Origin of the sequence: Corynebacterium sp. HMSC071F07 (assembly GCF_001810285.1) — a bacterium.
GTDB lineage: Bacteria > Actinomycetota > Actinomycetes > Mycobacteriales > Mycobacteriaceae > Corynebacterium > Corynebacterium simulans.
On the sequence record NZ_KV800709.1, the window covers coordinates 17,858 to 34,793 of the forward strand.

The 16,936-nt window shown below is 60.1% G+C and carries 15 protein-coding genes, 1 other RNA gene and 1 pseudogene; 5 read left to right on the plus strand and 12 right to left on the minus strand.

Annotated features, from left to right (window positions below; all coding sequences use genetic code 11):
* The 6 genes and pseudogenes from HMPREF2724_RS06160 to HMPREF2724_RS06185 form a co-directional block, all read right to left on the minus strand.
* Positions 1-369, minus strand: a 369-nt coding sequence (locus HMPREF2724_RS06160) for an AAA family ATPase (RefSeq protein ID WP_141748349.1), incomplete at its 3' end; no start/stop codon positions are given.
* Positions 370-378: 9 nt separating this feature from the next.
* Entirely contained in the window at positions 379-597 is a 219-nt protein-coding gene (locus tag HMPREF2724_RS06165) for a hypothetical protein (RefSeq protein WP_070587733.1), read from the minus strand.
* Between the two features lie 116 nt (positions 598-713).
* Positions 714-1,139, minus strand: a complete 426-nt coding sequence (locus tag HMPREF2724_RS06170) for a hypothetical protein (RefSeq protein WP_062043862.1) — start codon at positions 1,137-1,139, stop codon at positions 714-716.
* 33 nt (positions 1,140-1,172) lie between these two features.
* Entirely contained in the window at positions 1,173-1,532 is a 360-nt protein-coding gene (locus HMPREF2724_RS06175; RefSeq protein WP_062043859.1) for a hypothetical protein, read from the minus strand.
* Positions 1,533-1,591: 59 nt separating this feature from the next.
* A pseudogene (locus HMPREF2724_RS06180) lies at positions 1,592-4,664 on the minus strand (bifunctional [glutamine synthetase] adenylyltransferase/[glutamine synthetase]-adenylyl-L-tyrosine phosphorylase).
* Positions 4,665-4,686: 22 nt separating this feature from the next.
* Positions 4,687-6,018 (minus strand): glutamine synthetase family protein, encoded by a 1,332-nt coding sequence (locus HMPREF2724_RS06185; RefSeq protein ID WP_070456096.1) that lies wholly within the window; start codon positions 6,016-6,018, stop codon positions 4,687-4,689.
* 181 nt (positions 6,019-6,199) lie between these two features.
* Between HMPREF2724_RS06185 and HMPREF2724_RS06190 the strand changes: the two genes are divergently transcribed.
* Positions 6,200-7,285 (plus strand): DUF2786 domain-containing protein, encoded by a 1,086-nt coding sequence (locus HMPREF2724_RS06190; RefSeq protein WP_062043853.1) that lies wholly within the window; start codon positions 6,200-6,202, stop codon positions 7,283-7,285.
* Between the two features lie 96 nt (positions 7,286-7,381).
* The gene (locus tag HMPREF2724_RS06195; RefSeq protein ID WP_070587736.1) at positions 7,382-9,148 is read left to right on the plus strand and encodes a CYTH and CHAD domain-containing protein; all 1,767 of its coding nucleotides are present in this window, start codon (positions 7,382-7,384) and stop codon (positions 9,146-9,148) included.
* 9 nt (positions 9,149-9,157) lie between these two features.
* On the opposite strand, the gene HMPREF2724_RS06200 is transcribed toward HMPREF2724_RS06195, so the two are convergent.
* Positions 9,158-9,343, minus strand: coding sequence for a hypothetical protein (locus HMPREF2724_RS06200; RefSeq protein WP_070587739.1), 186 nt, complete (start codon positions 9,341-9,343; stop codon positions 9,158-9,160).
* A gap of 201 nt (positions 9,344-9,544) precedes the next feature.
* Here HMPREF2724_RS06200 and HMPREF2724_RS06205 point away from each other — a divergent pair, with 201 nt between their 5' ends.
* Positions 9,545-10,813 carry a galactokinase family protein gene (locus tag HMPREF2724_RS06205; protein WP_070587742.1) on the plus strand — a complete coding sequence of 423 codons (1,269 nt, stop codon included), beginning with the start codon at positions 9,545-9,547 and terminating at the stop codon, positions 10,811-10,813.
* A 23-nt stretch (positions 10,814-10,836) separates the two neighbouring features.
* On the opposite strand, the gene HMPREF2724_RS06210 is transcribed toward HMPREF2724_RS06205, so the two are convergent.
* The 5 genes from HMPREF2724_RS06210 to HMPREF2724_RS06230 form a co-directional block, all read right to left on the minus strand.
* A complete protein-coding gene (locus HMPREF2724_RS06210; RefSeq protein ID WP_061923766.1) occupies positions 10,837-12,240 on the minus strand; it encodes a ribonuclease catalytic domain-containing protein in 1,404 nt (467 codons plus the stop codon).
* 27 nt (positions 12,241-12,267) lie between these two features.
* Positions 12,268-12,708, minus strand: an RNA gene (gene rnpB / locus HMPREF2724_RS06215) — RNase P RNA component class A.
* 15 nt (positions 12,709-12,723) lie between these two features.
* Complete coding sequence (locus HMPREF2724_RS06220) at positions 12,724-13,902, minus strand: bifunctional RNase H/acid phosphatase (RefSeq protein ID WP_070587745.1); 1,179 nt, start codon at positions 13,900-13,902, stop codon at positions 12,724-12,726.
* Positions 13,902-14,615, minus strand: a complete 714-nt coding sequence (locus HMPREF2724_RS06225; protein WP_061923772.1) for a zinc ribbon domain-containing protein — start codon at positions 14,613-14,615, stop codon at positions 13,902-13,904. The genes HMPREF2724_RS06220 and HMPREF2724_RS06225 overlap by 1 nt, the downstream gene beginning before the upstream one ends.
* A gap of 34 nt (positions 14,616-14,649) precedes the next feature.
* Positions 14,650-15,480: a Nif3-like dinuclear metal center hexameric protein gene (locus HMPREF2724_RS06230; RefSeq protein ID WP_070587748.1), complete on the minus strand. Its 831-nt coding sequence runs from the start codon at positions 15,478-15,480 to the stop codon at positions 14,650-14,652.
* Between the two features lie 115 nt (positions 15,481-15,595).
* Here HMPREF2724_RS06230 and HMPREF2724_RS06235 point away from each other — a divergent pair, with 115 nt between their 5' ends.
* Both HMPREF2724_RS06235 and HMPREF2724_RS06240 read left to right on the plus strand, forming a co-directional pair.
* A complete protein-coding gene (locus HMPREF2724_RS06235; RefSeq protein ID WP_061923778.1) occupies positions 15,596-16,084 on the plus strand; it encodes a low molecular weight protein-tyrosine-phosphatase in 489 nt (162 codons plus the stop codon).
* Between the two features lie 9 nt (positions 16,085-16,093).
* A partial coding sequence (locus tag HMPREF2724_RS06240; protein WP_246818217.1) for an SURF1 family cytochrome oxidase biogenesis protein occupies positions 16,094-16,936 on the plus strand: 843 nt, incomplete at its 3' end.

The window sequence follows — 16,936 nt, forward strand, 5'->3', positions numbered from 1 at the left end:
GGTATTACGCCCGGCGCGCTCGTCTGGGCTATTAGCCGCCTCAAGCACGGACTCATGCGTTTCGGCGCGTAAGAAATAGCCACGTTGTAGATTCTCGTCGAGCTTACAGTTCAGCCCCGCGGACAGGCCGCGAAAAGGCGCGCGGATGCGCTTGGCGTCGTCGTAGCGCCCGCCAAAGGGCGAAAAGCGCAGGCGCAGCGCGATTGCTTCTAGAAGCGTGGACTTGCCCGCCCCGTTTTCACCCACCAAGCAGGTCACGGGCGAGGTGAACTCGAAGTACGGCAGGTCCTGCAGGTATTGCACCATGGGCAGCTGGAGCAGGTAACTATCCAGTTCCTGTTTCTTTAGCGAGACGGAGCGCAGCAACATACTCACCCACTATAAGCCGGGATGGAACCTACGCAACGCTTCCCCGAGTTCCTGGCCGGGCTCCTTCAACGGGCTTTGCGAAACTTCATCAGAGTTAATGGGAATTTCCGCACTGGATTCTATTGGCATGGCGTTGACCGCATAGGAAACGCCGAGTCCGCCAGTGACCGGAATTGCTACGGCCAATGAAACACCGATCGCGGTGCCAAGTTTCTCGCGCCAGCTCATGTTCCTCCTCCACGCGCAATGCGTTATGCATTCGTTATATTTATGAGGATTACATTAAGTCTGGCACCTGCCGGATGCTTCGTGTGGGCCTGCACGGCACCTGTGTGTTCCTGTGATTACTGCGCTGGGGAGCTTTCCGCGACGATGGTATCGACGGCTGGGTTGACCAGGCCCAAATCAAAGGCCTTGAGGATAACGGCGGCCTCCTCATCATTGAGAACGCCTTGCTCGATTGCTTTGCGCAAAACCTGAATCATGGTTCCGCGGGACTCGGAACGATTCGCGGATTCGAGCATGTCGCGCGGCATCGACTCGGGGGGAATGCCAAGCGCTTCAGCCAGCGAGTACATGCGCTCTTCATCGATATTCGACGGCGCTGTGGAATTGTCATTTTGCAGCACACCGCCACCGATGGCCTCTGCCACGGTCTGCGCACCAGCCGGCGGATTATCCCGAGTGGTGGCAAACACGCCAATGCCCAGTGCGAGGATCGCCAGCACGGCCACACTCGCCCACACGGCGACGATCTTGTTGCGATACACGGTTTTAAAGTCTAATCCTGGCTTAGGGCGGTTCTAAATACTTGGGCCAAAGTTACCAAAGGAGCTGCCGCCACGTGGTGGGTCGAGACGCTCAGAAAGAATATCGATGACAGAGCGAAGTGCATTATCGCCCAAGGTGCGCTCCCACGCGCTGCGCGGCTGCTGGGAATGACGCGGAGCCTGCGGCTGCGTTGATTGTGTGGTGGCTGGTTCATCCGCCGGGGCGTGAATATTTTCTTCCGGCCTCGGCTTCGTGACGCTTACGCGAAGCTGCGCGTCCTCCAGCTCTAGCGCGTCGCTGCCTGTGGCCCCGGCTGCCCGAGCCGCGGCTAGGAAGGCCTCCAAGTCAGCCAAGGTGGCGGTGGTGATATCAAGCGACAAATTCAAAGACATGGCTTTCTCAATTCTTTAAGCTCAATGCTGGGACAGTTTTCATTCTCTGCGTTCCCAGCCTAGGCATTTTCGTGCTCGAAGGTCTCCGCCTCACCCCAGAAGACCTCGTCGACCACCTTGCGGGCATGCCGCGTGGTCTTGAGATAGGTGTCCAGGAATTCCTGGTTGTCCTCCGGTGCCCAGCCGGCAGCACCGGCCACCTGGGCCAACTGAGGTCCCGGCGTCGGCAGCTGATCCACACGCTTACCGCGCACGAGAACCAGGGCGTTGCGGGCGTCGGTTGCCAGCAGCCAGGCATCCCGCAGCACCTGAACCTTCTCCGGCGGAATCAGCTCGTGTTTTTCCACTGCATCCAGCACGCGCAACGTCGAAGGATCGTGGAGGTCCGGGTAATCATGGGCATGCATCATGGTCAAAAGCTGTACGGTCCACTCGATGTCGGACAACCCGCCGCGACCCAGCTTGGTATGGGTGTTGCGATCAGCACCGCGCGGCAGACGCTCGTTATCCACGCGAGCTTTCATACGGCGAATCGCGCGCAAGGTCTTTTCGCTAACGCCATCAGCGGGATAGCGGAAACCATCGACCATAGCTAGGAACTTCTCCCCCACGCCGCGATCGCCAGCGACGAAGGCCGCACGCAGCAGCGCCTGCATCTCCCAAGCCTCGCCCCACTCGCGGTAATAACGCTCATAAGAGGCAATCGTGCGCACCACGGCACCGGAACGGCCTTCTGGGCGCAGCCCCAGGTCAACGTCGAGCGGCGGATCGCCGGAAGGTTTAGAAAGCCGACGCCGCAGCTTATCGACGATCCCGATTGCCCACTTGACGGCTTCCGTCTCGTCCATGCCCTCGCTAGGTTCGGCCACCACGATGACGTCGGCGTCAGAGCCGAAGCCCAGCTCCATTCCGCCCAGGCGCCCCATACCGATGACGGCGATGCGTGCGGGCGGTTCCTCTTGCGCGGCGTCGCCAAGCCAAGCACGAATCTCCGCGCGCAGCGCTGCCTCCAGCACGGCATCCCAAATCGTGGATAGTTCGTAACACACCTGCTGCACTGACATAAATCCGAGCAAGTCCGCCGCGGCAATGCGCGCTAATTCCACGCGGCGCAAGCTACGGGCCACCGCCACCGCCTTGTCGGGGTCTGCATGACGCTTGGTGGAATTAACCAACGCCTTCGATACCTGCTCGGGCTTGGTTTCCAGCAGCTTCGGGCCCGAAGCGCCGTCGGAGAGCTGCTTGACGACGTCGGGAGCGCTAATGATGAGGTCCGAAGCAAAGGGCGAGGTGCCCAAGATGCTCATTAGACGCTGCCCCACGATGCCTTCGTCGCGCAGCATGCGCAGGAACCATTGCCGGTCATACGCAGCCTCAGAGAGCTTGCGATAGTTAAGCAGGCCCATATCTGGGTCTGCGGTCGAGGAAAGCCAACCCATGAGCGTAGGCAGCAAGATGGCTTGAATCCTAGCTTTTCGCGACGTGCCCGCAGCCAAGGAGGTCAGGTGCTCAAAGGCGCGGTCGGGATAGACATAGCCAAGTGCTGCCAGCTGCAGCTTTGCCGCCTCCGGAGAAAGCTTGAGCTCGTCGGCGGACATGGAGACCACCGAATTAAGCAGCGGCCGGTAGAACAGGCGGGAGTGGAGATCCTGAATTCGCAAGCGCGTGGTCTTCAGGTACTGGTCCAAGCGCTCGGCGGCGGACTTATTGCCCTGCGGGGTGAACCCGGAGATGATGGCAAGCCATTTAAGGGCCTGCTTATCATCGGCGGGAGGCAAGACGTGAGTGCGGCGGAAGCGCTCAAGCTGCAGACGGTGTTCTAGCAAGCGGAGAAACTCATAGGCCTCGATCAACTGCGTGCCATCTTCACGCCCCACGTATCCAGCGCTGACCAGGGCGGTGAGCGCATCCACCGTAGAAAGAACGCGCAGGGTCTCATCGGAGCGGCCGTGCACCAGCTGAAGCAGCTGCACCGCAAACTCGACGTCGCGCAGCCCGCCCTCTCCCAGTTTCAGCTCGCGTTGCCGCAACTCTTTTGGCACATTATCCAGCACGCGGCGGCGCATGGCTTGGACATCTTCCACAAACGAATCACGCTGGGATGCGGTCCACACCATAGGACCGATCTGGGCCAGGTAATCCTCGCCGAGCGGCAAGTAGCCGGTCTGTGGACGTGCTTTGAGCTGAGCCTGAAACTCCCAAGTCTCTGCCCACCGCTTGTAATAAGCAACGTGGGATTCCAAGGTGCGCACCAGCGCGCCGGACTTTCCCTCGGGGCGCAGGTTGGCATCGACTTCGAAGAAGGAGGCCGAGCCGATTCGATTAAACTCGGAGGCCACCCGCGTAATCTTCGGCGTAACGACGTCGGATAAGAAGATGACATCGACGTCGGAAATGTAATTCAGCTCGCCAGCTCCGCACTTGCCCATCGCCATGACTGCCAGTTTCGCGTCGACGGGGGTCGTCGCCGTAGACGTTGCGGATGGCGACGGCGAGCGCGGCAGTAAGGGCGGCGTCGGCAAGCGCAGTCAAAAGCCGCGTGACAACCTGGAACTCCAAGCGCGGCTGCGGCGCAGACTGCCCCTTGCGGGAGAAAAACGTACCCGCAAGATCATGAGCGGCGATGCGCATCATGAGCGTGCGATAGGTGGACTTAAGCACCGCCTTGTGGTCCCCTGCGGCGGCTCGGTAGGTGCCGGCCGTGTTCAAATCCGGCGTGGCTGTATCGGGGCGTTCCTCTTGCGCGTCCTCGGTAAAATCTGCAGGTTGAGCGCCCACTGCGCCAAGAATCTCCTGCAGCATCTCAGTTGGCGTGGGCAAGGGCTTGGCCAGCTCCCGCCACAGCTCGGGATTAGCAGCCAAGTGATCACCAAATGCTGTCGACGCCCCGAGCAAAGCTAAGGTGCGCACGCGCAATTCCTCGCTGCTACGCAGCTGCCCATCGAGCTCGGGAACAGCCTCATACATGCGGATTAGCGTGTTCAGCGCAAGGTCCGGATCACCCGAAGCTGCGAGCGTCCACAAAAGCTCTAGCGACTCGGGATTATCCCAGCCCAGTTGTTCAAGATCTTTAGCTGCCGTCGCTCGAGTAAGGCCTAGGGTGGCCGGCGAGGGAACTGCAATAGGGCGCATCAAAATCCTTTAAAGTGCCTAACTAGTAGTTGAGGTTGAGCTCAAAGCTGGTGATTTGCTGCTGATAGGAGTGCCATTCATCCCACTTGGCACGCAAGAAATACTCGAAGACATGCTCGCCTAGGACTTCCGCCATAAACTCCGACTTTTCAAACTCACGCAGGGCCTGGTCCAAGCTGACGGGCAGGTCGCGGTAGCCCATAGCGCGGCGCTCGCGGCGAGTGAGCTGATGGACATCGTCCTCTGCGGGATCGCCCAACTCGTAGCCTTCCTTGATGCCACGCAGGCCTGCTGCCAGCAAGACGGCATAACCCAAGTATGGGTTCATCGCAGAATCCAGCGAACGGATCTCCACGCGACGCGACTCCGCCTTGCCCAGACGGTAGGTAGGCACGCGGACGAGCGCAGAACGATTCGAAACGCCCCAGGTTGCTGAGCCCGGCGCCTCGTTGCCGAACATCAAGCGCTTATAGGAATTGGTCCATTGGTTGGTCACAGCAGTCAACTCAACGGAGTGCTCCAAAATGCCCGCAATGAACTGCTTGGCGGTTTGGGACAAGGAAAATTCATCGTCGGGATCGTGGAAAGCATTGTGCTCTCCTTCAAACAGGCTCAAGTGGGTGTGCATGCCAGAACCTGGCAAGTGTTCAAAAGGCTTCGGCATGAACGTGGCCTGGACTTTTTGGTCAGCAGCCACCTGTTTTATGACGTGGCGGAAGGTCATGATGTTATCGGCCATGGTCATCACGTCGGCATGGCGTAGATCGATTTCCTGCTGGCCCGGCGCGGTCTCATGGTGGCTAAATTCCGTGGCAATACTCAAGGCCTCTAGCGCCGACATGGAGTGACGGCGGAAGCTCGGCGCGCGGTCATGGGTGGCTTGGTCGAAGTAACCGCCATTGTCCGTCGCGATGAGATTTGTATTATCCGGCGATTGCTCCAGCAGGTAGAACTCGATTTCTGGTGCAGCCATGCAGGTAAAGCCCTCATTGGCGCTTTCGGTGACCTGGCGACGCAGGATATGGCGCGGATCCACCATGGAAGGCTGGCCGTCTGGTTGGGCAATATCGCAGAACATGCGCGCCGAAGCAATCTCCGGCTCATCTTGGTCGAAAGGCATGATCTGAAAGGTCGAAGGATCTGGCAGGGCGAGAGTATCCGACTCGGCGATGCGGGAAAAACCTTCGATAGATGAACCGTCGAAACCTACGCCCTCCTCGAATGCTGATTCCAGCTCGGAGGGGCTCATGACAACGGACTTGAGTGCGCCCAAGATGTCGGTGAACCACAGGCGGATGAAGCGAATATCGCGTTCTTCGACTGTGCGGAGGACGAATTCATGTTGGCTGTTCATGCTCTAAACCTTACCTGCGATACACGCGTAAATTGCGCACTCTATTAGACACTACTTTGGGCGGCGTTTGACCATTTCAGCAAAGTATCTCGGGGGCAAAAGGTGGGGGCGATGCGTGGAAGGGATGTCTGGGCGGCGTGCTTTGCTGAACACACATTCGAACACAGCCGAAAGGAAAACCATGTACCAAGACACTGACCACTCCCACCGCGCTCTCCACAACGAAGCTCTCATCAACGCTGTCTGGGCCGCCGAGAAAGGCTGGGCACCGGCCGATATCCTCCACGTTCTAGGTCCTAAGGTCCATCCCCTGCTCTATCGCGCCGCACCACGCGTCCCGGCGCGCATTTCTTCGCCGGTACTGCGCAAGCAATGGCTGCAATTAGCGCCACCACGTTCGGGCTCGCTGATTCTCCCGGAGGAAACACTTCGCAAGCTAAGCCTGGAGCTGTTACGACTGCCTAAGCTGCGTGATACTGAGCTTTTGGTCGCGGCCGCGAAGGACCGCCAAGCGGATATTGATCCGAAGCAAGCGAAGATTCGCGAGAAGATAAACAACCTCCTGCGCAAGGCGGAATCCACTCCCTTTGAGAATGAAGCGGATGCGCTCATTGCCAAGGCGCAGTCCCTGCAACAGCGCTACCGTGTGGAAGATGTGTTTGCTGGGCACGCTCCAGATTTCCTTGCTCGGCGCGTGCATATCCACGCCCCGTATGTAAAGCACCAAGCGAGTTTGCTGGGCGTTGTGGCCTATCACAATGGTTGCGCCTCAATCCTCGCGCACGAAAAGGGCATCGCCTGCGTTGTTGGCACGGCGGAAGATTCCGCGCATGTGGCCCAGCTCTTCGATTCCTTGAGCCGCCAATGCGACTGGTACATGCGCTCCGGAGACGGTGCGGCCCAGGCGCGCAGCCGCGGCGAGACCGCCGCCTACCGCCGTAGTTTCTGGTTGTCCTATGCCGCCCGCATCTCGGAGTTGCTCGATGAAGCTAACTTCACCGGAATGTCTGAAGCAGCAGATGCCCGTACGGCAGAAACCGGCAATGAGGCCGATGGCCGCAGCCTTGCCCGGCAGGCAATCCCGGCGCTGTATGAGCGCCAGGTTGGTTCCGAGGAAGCCCGCAACCGCTTGTTCCCTCACCTTTCCGCAATGACGCTTTCTGCCAGTAGTTGGGCCGGGGTACACGATGGTGCAAGTGCGGCTGAAAAATCGCATCTTGCAGGCGATTCCATAGGCTCAAGCAGCCAGCGGCAGATCGCCAGTTAACGTCTGGAAAGCCTGCCCCATTAACCTACGCTGACGGGTAGGCTTTCGTTTAGTAACTCTTCTTTCCTTAAATACGTATTGATTAAAGGTGTGTGCATGTCTACGAAGACTTTCCTCGAAGTCGAAGCAAAGTTCGCAGTCGCTGAATCCATCCAATTGCCTGAGCTCACCCGGCTCGCTGGCGTGGACCACATCGCTGAAACCCACCACCACGCACTTTCTGCCATCTACTACGACACCGAAGACCTGCGTCTGACCCATGCAAAGATCACGTTGCGTCGTCGTACGGGCGGAAATGATGATGGCTGGCACATTAAGATTCCGGGCAGCCAAGGCCGAACGGAGATTCATGCCGAGCTCGGCGAGCCAGTAGATGGCCGTTACGAGGTCCCAGCAGAGCTTCTCCACGAGGTTCGCTCCGTTATCCGCAATCACCCGCTTGCCCCCATCGCCCAGGTTGATAACAACCGTACTGAGATGGTTCTTGCTAACGCCGAGGGAAAACCGGTTGCTGAATTCTGCGATGACCACGTCACCGCTTTCTCCTTCCTGCAAGGAGGCGGTCAGCATACCTGGCGTGAGTGGGAAGTGGAGCTCGCCGGCGACCTACCAGGCACCAATGAAGGAAGCCGCTTCATCCGCGAAGCCACGTCCCTCCTCATCGGCGCCGGCGCACGCGTTTCCTCCTCCCCGTCCAAGCTGAAGTCCGCTTTGGGCGATTCCATCCGCAACGCGCCCCTTCCTCCAGCACTGCAGACTTCGAGCGTGGAACCGGATTCCGCTGCCGCCGCGGTGGTCAGTGCGCTGGAGGCGAACCGTGACAAGCTCGTCGACTACGACCCCCGCGTCCGTCGCAACGAATGGGATTCTGTCCACCAGATGCGCGTGGCTACCCGCGAGCTGCGCAGCCACATTCAAACCTTCCACGGCATTGTCGTTGGCCCGGAAATCGAGCGCATCGAATCTGAGCTAAAGCTTCTCGCCGGCATCCTAGGCGTAGCACGCGACGCTGAGGTTGTTGAAGAACGCTGGCAGAGCTTGCTTGCCTCCGAAGATTCCGACACATTGGACGAGGCAACGCGCGAGCACATCTCACGCGACATGGGCACCGCATACCGCCGCGCTCACCGCCACGTGGTTGCCGCACTCGATTCGGAGCGCTACTTGGAGCTGCTGGATTCGCTTGATGAGCTACTAGCCAACCCACCAGTAGCACAGGACTCCGAGGAAGCGCCTGCAGATGATGCCGAAGAGACCGAAGACGCCACAGTAGTTTCCACCGTTACTCCAGCTGCAGAAGCCGCGGACGCTGCTGAGGCCTCGGGTTCGGAAGAGACCGCCCAAGAAGCAGAGGCTACGGACACCGCGCCGAAGAAAAAGAAGGACGCTGCCGCCAAGAAGCAGGAAGCTCCGTCCATGGACCAGGTCATGGCGATGCACCTCAACGAGGCGTACAAGAAGCTGGTCAAGCGTCATGAGAAGGCAATCAAGAACTGGGATAACCCAGAACTATCGCTGCACGAGCGTGAGGATTACTTCCACGACATGCGCAAGGCCGCTAAGAAGCTGCGTTATGCAGCAGAGGCTGCCGGTTCTGCGACGAACCTAAAGACCAAGGGCCTGTACAAGGCTTGCAAGCAAATGCAATCGGTCTTGGGTGATTTCCAAGACTCCGTCACTTCCCGTGACAAGCTCCTAGAGCTGGCCAACACCGCTCGCCGCCGCGGTGAAGACACTTTTGGTTACGGCCTTCTTTACCAGCGTGAACGCAATATTGGCCTCGAAGCACTTGACGATTATGCCGAATCCTTCAAGGCCATCAAGTCCGCGTTCAAGCCGCTGAGCAAGAAGCTCAAGAAATAGGATCGAGTCTTAAGCGTCATCTTCCGCGTCGTAAGCATCAGCGGCTTCGTTGCGAGCCTTCGCAATCTCGATAGCGTGCTCTGCTTCCTCGCGGGTGGCGTACGGGCCCATGCGGTTATCCCAACTGCTTTCAGCGCCCTGGGTTACCTTGCCGGTGGCGGTGTCGTAGTACCACTGCTCATCTGGGTTGCTCATAAAAGGCTCCTTTTCTTAACTAGCCCTTCTGCTGCTACTGTCCGCACCCCATGTTGCGGGTAGCGGTGGCCGGCGGCCACACTAGGGTGTTTAAGGGGTGCCACCACTTTACAGGCACATCCCAATAGGCGTCTGGCGCGTAAACGCTAGACTATGAAAGTCCAAAGTCCCCCAAAGCAGCACCAAGGAGTTCCTCGCACCATGCCGATGTGGTCCACGCCTTCTTCCCCCGCAGCGGAGCGAATCAACGCTGCCCACCTCGAACTAGTAGGCACGGAACCAGCACACTGCGCTAGTGCGCCCGCTACTTTCTCGCTCATTGGCGAGCACATTGACCACTTTGGTGGCGTCGCCATAATGGGCTTAGCACAGATGCGTGCTGCCGCAGCGGTTAGCCCACGTACCGACGGCACCATTGCGGTTCACCTTGTTCCGCACGAGGGCGAGACCATCAACGACGCCATCAGTCTCACCGAACTGGCATCCCGTGCCGCAGAGCAGCTGCCGTCAATAGATTCTGAGGGCCAGCCCATCATCCCGGCGGCTCCGGTCGGTGGCTTCGCAGCCCGTTGGGGCGGCATCGCACACACCATGATTAACCGCCAGCTGCTTTCTCGTGAAACCGCCGGCATGGACGTCACGGTGGTTAGCGATATTCCTTTCGCAGCCGGTCTTGGTGCGCTTGCCGCGGGAGATGTCGCTGTAGCGTTAGCGTTGCTCGGTGATGCCGAAGATCTTCACTCCGCTCCCCTGCGCGCACGCATCGCCGATGTCTGCTCCCAGTCGGTCGGCACCTTCGGCGAATACCCCGCCCTGCGTGCCCGCCACACTGCCGCGCTCCGAGGCGTGGGCGAGACAGTAACAATCGTGGACTACGCGGATGGCTCCGTCACCCAGGCGCCCCACCCAGTTACCCGCGAGATTGCCGCGTTTGCTGTTACCGTCCCCGGCGATTTCGATGCCACACCAGGCATCGCCGCGATTCGCCAGCGTGAGCGTTTCATCGATGATGCCTGCCATGCTTTCGGCGCTGAGTCGTTGCGGCTTTTGCCCGACGCATCCCAGCGCGTGCTGGATTGGCTGAAGGCAGTTCACAAGGTACATGGCTCGGCCAACCAGCCCACCTTGGCCGAAGCCGCCGAGTGGTTGGTGTTCTATTCGGAAGAAACCGAGCGCGCCCAAGAGCTCGCCCGCGCCCTGCGTTCGCGCCGCGGCACCGATCTCTTCCCGCTGCTTAACCAGTCGCAGCAAGCACTAACCACGGTTTATAGCCTGCACTCCGCGGAAAAGATTGCCGAGCTAGCCACGGTGCGCGGCGCACGCTCTGCGCGTTCAGCACACGCTGGTACTTCCCAGTCTGTCATCGCTTTCGTGCCGGCGGCCAAGGCCGATAACTTCGCAGCGGACCTCGCCGAGGACGGATTGCTGGTGGTTCCACTGCTCGACGGCGAGCAAGCTAATACCTTCTAGCCACAGCAGCGAACTAACCACAACTAATCAGCAGGCCACGCAAAAAGCACGTCGCGCTCTGCCACGTCAGCTTTGACCAGAGAGAAGTTAGACTCACTGCCCGTATCTGGGTGCCCGACAGCCTCCGCAAATACCGGAGGTTGCGTCACAAAGATGCGGGCTTTCTCACGCGTTGGCCCACCCTGGACCACGATCGCTTCAAAGTTCGTGCCCACCCATGGCTCGAGAACGGTTGCCTCTGTCAGGTTCAGACAGGCTTTATCCACTTGGGAGGCCAGCTGCGAGGTCGTGGCCATCGTGCGAGTTAAGTCCCCAGCGCGCGAACTAACCCACTCCGGCACAGATTCGCCGTGTGCGAGCGCGAGGCAGACCTCCGTGGCGAATCGATCCGCCAACCGCCGCAGCGGCGCAGTCACATGCGCGTAGTAGCCGCCGATGCCCGCGTGTACCTCCGCGGGCGATTCCTCCAGCCACACGTAGCCGGCACCGCGCAGCAGGCGCTGCGCTTCCCGCATTGCGGCCATGCCCCGCGGCGAATCCGCATCGAGTGTTTGCAGGAACTGAGTAATCGAGGCGTCGTCAAGCGAATAGCCCAAGGCCGCAACCTCAGTGCGGAACTCCTCCTCAGCTTCCGCCGTGGCCGCAGGCAGCGTGCGCAGCAACCCCACGCCGTGCTTTTCCATCAGCTGCCCCGCGCACATCCCGGTCAGCAGAGAAATCTCCGAGTTATAGTCCATGACCTCGTACCGCGGCTCAATGACCAGTTCATAGCGGTGTTGGCAATCTTCCTCGAATTCCTCGACACTCTGGGAAGGAAGCCGCAGATTAATCGCCTCCCGGCGCAGCGAGGAAGCCTGCCGCAGCTTTCCTACTTGCGGCAACAAAGCAATCGAGGAATGCATGCTGCCCGCTGCCAGATCCGCGTGCACGCCTTCATAATCCAGCCGCGCCCTCGAGCGCACCAATGCTCGCGCCAAAGTAAAGTCCAGAACCTCGCCCGCCCCATCGAGGTCGATGGTCCACAACACGGCTGGGCGATCCACGCCCTCCAGCAAGGAGGCCTTGTCCTCCGACAACACCGTGGGATGCAAACGCGCTGGTTCATCAGGCAGATATATGGTCTGCCCGCGGCGGAAGGTCTCCTCCTCCAGGGCGCTGCCGGGCTCGATGAAAGCCGCGACGTCGGCAATAGCGTAATACACCCGGTAGCCATCCATGCGCGCCTCAATGCACACGGCTTGGTCCAAGTCTTTGGAGCCCAATGGGTCGATGGTAACCAGCGGGATATCACGCGCATCGCGGCGCAAGGTGGCGAAACGATCCTGCGCGGCCGCGGCCGCCGCACACAGTTCCTCACTAAAGTCGGTGGGCACACCGAATTCGGCGGCGACGGAGCGGAAATCTAATGGGGCGGCATAGAGTTTCATGCCACCCCATTGTTCCAGAAAAATGGGCGAATGAGTCGACGCATAAGCCGGATTCTGTCTTCCCGCACGCATCAAGCGTGCGGCGGTGAACATCCATCTAGACCAACCGTTGCCAGTTGGTTCAAGCAGCTACCTTCAGGCTAAAGCGAGCAGCCTTCGAACGCCTGATCAAGCCCGCAAAAATGCCGGCCATGATGCCTTGCTCCCAGTGGGGTTTACCCAGCCACCGCCATCACTGACGGTGCTGGTGAGCTCTTAACTCACCGTTTCACCCTTACCTCACGAATCTTCGTACGACGAGGCGTAACGAAGTCGTTAGGCGGTCTACTTTCTGTTGCACTTGCCCGCGGGTCGCCCCGGGTTGCCGTTAGCAACCACTGTGCTCTGTGGAGTCCGGACTTTCCTCGTCCCCCGCCTTACCCCTCGTGGAGGTTGGTTCGGAAAGGACGCGTTCACCCGGTCGGCTCATTCGCGCGTTACAGTCTAGCCCAGTGACTGCAAATGGCCCACATCGTTGAAACCGCGCAGCATCGAGCCGCCGTCCCAGAATTCCGCAATGCTTATCGACGCCAAGTCCAAAAAGAGGCGATTAAAAGTCACCGGACCTGCGTCCAAGCTCTGCCTGATAAAGGACTTGATCGGATTGACATGCGAGACCACCACGACGGTCTTGCCCGCATACTTTTCCTGCAACTCCTGGCGGGTCTTGCGCACGCGGCGGTGAACCTGCTGCAAGGACTCGCCGCCGGGGCAGGCCACGGAGGCATCCTCTAGCCACTGGCCGTGCAGCTCGCCATCGGCAGCGTGGGCCTCGGCGAAGGTCTTGCCTTCCCACAGCCCGAAGTCGACCTCGATTAAGCCCGCTACGGTTTCCACCTCAAGAGCATCTTTATCAGCTCCGGCCGGGCGCACGCTGCGCGCAATCGCCTGTGCGGTCTGCTGACAGCGCTTGAGTGGTGAGCAGACGATGGCATCGACTGGCGTATCGGCCAGCGCCTGGGCAGCTGCGAGTGCCTGTTTGCGGCCGAACTCGGTCAACTCTGGATCGGCATGGCCTGAGTACTGCTTGGCCACCGACATCGCGGTTTGTCCGTGGCGAACCAGGATGAAACGCGTGACCGGGCCTTGCTCGGCCATCCAATCGCTGGGCTGGCTCGCAGCGGCCGGCTCTCCCAGTTCCACACTGGTGGGCTCCTGCACCGCAGGAGCCTGATCCGCCTGCTCAGTATCGCCGACAAACCCCACCGGCTCGCCCGCGGCGGCGGCATCCATCGCCACGTTCGACAACGCATCCGCGACCTTGTTCTTGGCACGCGGCACCCAGCTCAGGTTGAACGTGCCGATTTGGTCGATGAGTTTGCGCGCCTCCAACGCCAGGGCCTGCATGTCTGGGTGCTTGATCTTCCAGCGCCCGTTCATCTGCTCGACCACGAGCTTAGAGTCCATGAAGAAATCAACTTCGTCGGCGCCTAGCTCCACCGCGGCCTCGAGCCCACGCAGCAAGCCGTGGTACTCGGCCACGTTATTGGTGGACTTTTTACCTACGACATATGCGATTTCGCGCAGCAGCTGCTGGCGGTCGGCGGAATAGACAGCGGTGCCGGAACCCGCGATTCCCGGATTGCCACGGGAACCGCCATCGGCATAAATAACCAGCTTCATTAGGCCGGGCGCACCAGGTAGGAGCCGCAATCGCCGCACTGCGGCAGGACCTCGGTTGGGGCGTTACGCACCGCATTCTGCTCTGCCGGCGGCAGCACGATGAAGCAGCCACCACATGCGCGCCCCTTGAAGGCCGCCGCACCGACACCGTTTTCGTGGCGCACGGAATCGTAGCTATCCAGGACGTCGGCAGGCAGCTGCTCGCGCAGCTCCGCAATGCGGATTGCCGGATCCGGGCGGTTATCCACTGCCTCCTGCGCCGCCTCCGCAGCACGCGCGAGCTTTTCCAACTTGCGCTGGGACTCATCCACACGCGCACCGTGCACGTCGCGGTTCGAGCGCAGCGCGTGAATCTCATTGTGAGCTTCCTGCAGCTCGCTCATCAAGTCTGCGATGCGCGACTTTGCCGCATACAAGTCATGCTCCAAGTCCTTGCGACGCTCCGGGTCAACCTCGGCTCCCAACTGGGCCTTATCGTCGCGCTCGCGCTGGCGCAGCTTGCGCTCATCGGCCTGGATACGCAGGATTTCCATCTCCATGTCGTCGACGGCGAGTTGGGCGGAACCGGCGGCGTCGACAAGCCGCTTGTGCTCAAGCTGTGCCTTTTCGTACTCCTGCTGCTCCGGAATGGTCTTTTCTCCCGTAACGCCCTGGGAACGCTCGAGGTTGGCAAGTTCCAGCAGGACAGGCTGCAGTTGCTTCGACAGTTTCATTTAGTTCTCCTTATGGCAGGTCTTCCCGAGGCGATTATTTTCCGTGGACGGACAATGTCCACGGGTCGGTGCGCAGCTCGATGATTTCAGTATCCACCTTGTAAGCCTTTTCCACGATATCGCGCGCCTGCATAGTCCATGGAAATTCGCTGGCCCAGTGGGCAGTATCGACCACGGCAGGTCCCCCTGCACGCAAGTGCTCGTCCACGGGGTGGGGGCGCAGATCCGAGGTCACATACACATCCACGTCCAGCTCACGAGCGGCATCCAGGAAGGAATCACCGGAGCCACTCGAGACCGCCACGCGCTTGACGATGCCATCTGGGTCACCCGCCGCGCGAATTCCCCAGGCCGTCTCCGGAAGCGCGTTCGCGACCTGCTGCGTAAATTCGCGCAGAGTCATTGGCTCGGGCAGCTCGCCGATGCGCCCCAAGCCGAGGCTGGTCTCGGTGACCTCGGCGTCGGAAAGCGCGTGCGGAATGATCGGACGTCCCGGCTCGATGCCCACCAGCTCGGCGAGCTTGTCGTTAACGCCCGGGCGGGCCTTATCCGCATTAGTGTGTGCTGCGAACAAGGCGACGCCGCCCTTGAGCAAGGTGTGGATGACCTTGCCCTTTGGCGTATCCGCTGCCACGGAAGTCACCCCGCGCAGGAGCAAAGGGTGGTGCACAACTAGCATCTGCGCGCCCATCTCCACTGCCTTTTCTGCAACCTGCTGGGTGCAGTCGAGTGCGAAGGCCACCTTTCCCACCTCGTCTTCCGGATCACCGCAGATAAGGCCCACGGCATCCCACTTTTCGGCCAGGTGCGGCGGATAGGCTTCCTCGAGGACGCGGCGGATATCACCAACGGTTGTCTGCGCCATGGCTTAAGGCTCCTTAATGCATTATTCGCTATGTTTTCGCTCTCTGCGCGCTGCTGCACTATCCTAGCTTTCGTTCAGAAATCGCTCTATTTGCTTATAAGAGGTCTAAACCCCCATGACTTCTGAGGACAACCCCTCCGCATTGCACCTCGTGTTCGTCTGCACGGGCAATATTTGCCGCTCCCCCATGGCGGAAATCATCGTTCGCGATGCCATGGAGACCGACATGCTAGATCTCGTCGCCCGTACCTCTTCCTGTGGATTGGGCGGCTGGCATGTGGGCCAGGGCGCGGACCCGCGCGCCATCGCGGAGCTGCGCAGCGGCGGCCACGACGGCGCAACCCACCGCGCGACGAAGCTCGGCCCTGAGCACATGGATGCGGATCTTTTCATCGCGATGGATTCCGGCCACCGCGACGCCCTCATCGAGCGAGGTATCGACCCGGAACGCGTTCGTTTGATGCGCAGCTTCGACCCGAATGCCGAGGAGCTCAACGTGGAGGATCCTTACTACGGCACGGTGGAAGACTTCGCACGAACCCGTAAGGAAATTGAAGCAGCAGAGCCTGGCCTGCTGGATTGGATTCGCGAGCAGCAGGTCTAGGATAAGGGCATGTTAAAGACGTTCCTCAAGCCGGGATGGGTTCTGCTGCTCATCTTCGTGGTGACCTTTTCCTACTTTGCTTTCACGGTGCTAGCGCCCTGGCAGCTGGGCAAAGATGACCGAATTGTGGAACGCAATCACCTAATCGCCCAGGCTTATGAGGCGGACCCACGCCCACTTTCTGAGGTCGTTGATTCTGAGGGTGCCATCGCAGATGATGAATGGTCCCGCGCTACCCTCCACGGACGCTACTTGGCTGATGAGGAAGTGCTACTGCGCCTGCGTCCAGTTTCTTCGGGTGCGGTATACCAGTCATTGGTACCCTTCCGCACAGACTCTGGCCTGACCATGCTGGTCAACCGCGGCTGGATTGCCGCTGGTGAAGGAAACACTGTGCCCTCGATCCCTAAGGCTCCTGCCGGTGAGACCACAATTGTCGGCATGATTCGCGCGGACGAGCCGAAGCACGCCTCTGCGCCGATTGATCAAGAAGGCTACGAGCAGGTCTACTCAATTCACACCGAAGAGGTGGCCTCGCTTACCGATACAAAGTTGGGCCACGACTACATCCAGCTCTCGCCTGAGCAGCCGGGTGAGCTGACCGCCTTGGAGGTCCCGCAGCTCGACCGCGGTAACCACTTGTCTTATGGCTACCAGTGGATTGCCTTCGGCATCATGGCGCCGCTGGGCTTGGGCTACTTCGTGTGGTCCGAAATCCGCGAACGCCGCCGGGCCCGCGAGGAAGAAGCGGCATTGCAGGCTGCCACCAGCACAGATGGCGCTTCTGCCCCCACTGCAGGCCCTGGCTCTGCTGCAGACTCTGCCCTCGCTGCAGGCCCTTCCACGGATTCC